The organism is Deinococcus cellulosilyticus NBRC 106333 = KACC 11606 (assembly GCF_007990775.1).
GTDB lineage: Bacteria > Deinococcota > Deinococci > Deinococcales > Deinococcaceae > Deinococcus_C > Deinococcus_C cellulosilyticus.
Genome location: NZ_BJXB01000086.1, coordinates 1 through 1,168, shown reverse-complemented (window position 1 = coordinate 1,168; position 1,168 = coordinate 1). Strand labels below are relative to the sequence as shown.

Genomic DNA, 1,168 nt, shown 5'->3' with positions numbered 1-1,168 from the left:
CCTAGTGCAGGATCACAAGTGAAGTTGTGGGAATACAGGGGATGTGTCACAGTGAGTCATGGGCGTCAAAGTCAAAGTTCGGCACCTCACGGAAGAGGAAGTCCAGCACCTCCAAAATCAGCTCAAAGCTAAAGATGCCTTCACCGTCAGGCGCAGTCAAATTCTCCTGGCCAGCCATGAGGGTCAGGTGGTCTCCCAGATTGCCCGATCGCTGAGAATCGCCACCCAGACCGTACGCAACACCTTTAGAGCCTTTGAAGCTGATGGGTTAGCAAGCCTCCATGAAAAATCCCACCGACCCCACACCATGCTGCCTCATATTGATGAAGCGGCATTACAACGCCTACATGCTCTACTGCAACAAAAACCCCGAGACTATGGCGTAGAAAACGACCACTGGACGCTGGAAACGTTAGCTCAGGTCAGCTTCCAGCAAGGCATCACCCGGGAGAAAATGAGTTACGAAAGTATGCGTCGGGCCCTAAAACGTCTGGAAGTGAACTGGAAAAAGGCCACCTCCTGGATCACTTCGAATGATCCCAACTACACCGTGAAAAAAACCAACGGGCACGACTGATCCATCTGGCCCTCAAGCAATCAGACTGGGTGCTGGGGTTTCAGGACGAGGTGTGGTGGAGTCGCTTCGCTCAGCCCAAAAGAGCCCTGTGGACGGATCAGAACCGTCCACAGACCGAAAAACCCCAGTGGCAGAGTGGAGATCAAGATCCTAAAGCTCTGGCATGTTATGGCTTGTTGAGGGCCGACTCGGGGGAAATGATGCTGCGGTTTGTGAAAGGCAGACCGATCAGTGCTGTGACCTGTGACTTTCTACTGTGGGTCACTCAGGAACTGGGTAAGCAGGGCAAAAAGGCTTTGCTGCTCATCTGGGACAATGCCAGTTGGCACATGAGCAAGCAGGTCATTTCCTGGATCAAATGGCACAACCGTGAGGCCAAAATGTCAGGTGGAGTGCGAATTTTGAGTTGCCTGTTGCCGAAAAGAAGCCCTTGGCTGAATCCCATTGAACCGAAATGGCTGCATGGGAAGCGGGCGGTGATGCCTGCTCAGGGCTTGCTTTCTGCTGAAGAATTGGAGTCTCGGGTCTGCGCTTACTATGGTTGCCCTAAATTGGAACCGCTTGCACAACCTCTTTCGTGATCCTGCACTA

At 52.7% G+C, this 1,168-nt stretch carries 2 protein-coding genes; both read left to right on the top strand.

Annotated features, from left to right (window positions below):
* The first annotated feature begins 58 nt into the window (after positions 1-58).
* Positions 59-577, top strand: coding sequence for a helix-turn-helix domain-containing protein (locus DC3_RS28795; RefSeq protein WP_146892278.1), 519 nt, complete (start codon positions 59-61; stop codon positions 575-577).
* A gap of 197 nt (positions 578-774) precedes the next feature.
* Complete coding sequence (locus DC3_RS28790; RefSeq protein ID WP_222594857.1) at positions 775-1,158, top strand: transposase; 384 nt, start codon at positions 775-777, stop codon at positions 1,156-1,158.
* Positions 1,159-1,168 lie beyond the last annotated feature (10 nt).

Bases quoted from the DNA above. Each gene is read 5' to 3' on its own strand.
- DC3_RS28795 (WP_146892278.1), top strand. From the start codon at position 59: ATGGGCGTCAAAGTCAAAGTTCGGCACCTCACGGAAGAGGAAGTCCAG.
- DC3_RS28790 (WP_222594857.1), top strand. From the start codon at position 775: ATGATGCTGCGGTTTGTGAAAGGCAGACCGATCAGTGCTGTGACCTGT.